Annotated in this window: 1 protein-coding gene; it reads right to left on the bottom strand. The window is 47.8% G+C overall.

All coding sequences use genetic code 11. From position 1 onward, the window contains the following. Positions 1–78: 78 nt before the first annotated feature. Positions 79–609, bottom strand: a 531-nt coding sequence (locus tag R7R24_RS28380; RefSeq protein WP_318120404.1) for a MotB family protein, incomplete at its 5' end; no start/stop codon positions are given.

The following is a 609-nucleotide window of genomic DNA, read 5'->3' as shown; positions in this document are numbered from 1 at the left end:
CTCGACTAAAAATCTTCAATAAAAAAGCGAGCACTCTGCTCGCTTTTTATCTTCTGAACTATTTATAGACGCGCTTTGTTATTGAATAACGGGCACTTCTTCACTGTATAAAGGTTCACCTTGCATGATACTGATTTCAACACGACGGTTAAGTGCGCGGTTTTCATCAGAATCATTCGGCACCAAAGGCTCGGTATCCGCCATACCTCGCACACGAAGACGCTGGTGCGAGAAACCTCTGACCTTTTCCATCTCTTGAGCGACCGACACTGCACGCTGCGATGACAAGTCCCAATTCGAGCGATACAGCTCAGAATCCAAACGCTGATTGTCCGTGTGACCAGAGATTCGGACAATACCTGGCACATCTTTCACTAGCTCAGCAATCTGTCGCACTAATGGTCTGAACTTCGGTTGCAGGAATGCAGAACCTTCTGGGAATGCGCCTTTCTCTCGCATTCGTATAACGATTTGCTGACCGAGGTTCTCCACTTCAATCGCGCCTTGTTCGATTTCACGTTCGAGCGCCTTCTTGATGCTCTCCATCAAGGTTTCCATCTCTTGTGACATCTCTTCAGACTGCTGCTGTTGCATGTCTGACTCTGCGGA

Source organism: Vibrio sp. 704 (assembly GCF_033339295.1).
This window is presented reverse-complemented; position numbering and strand designations above follow the sequence as displayed.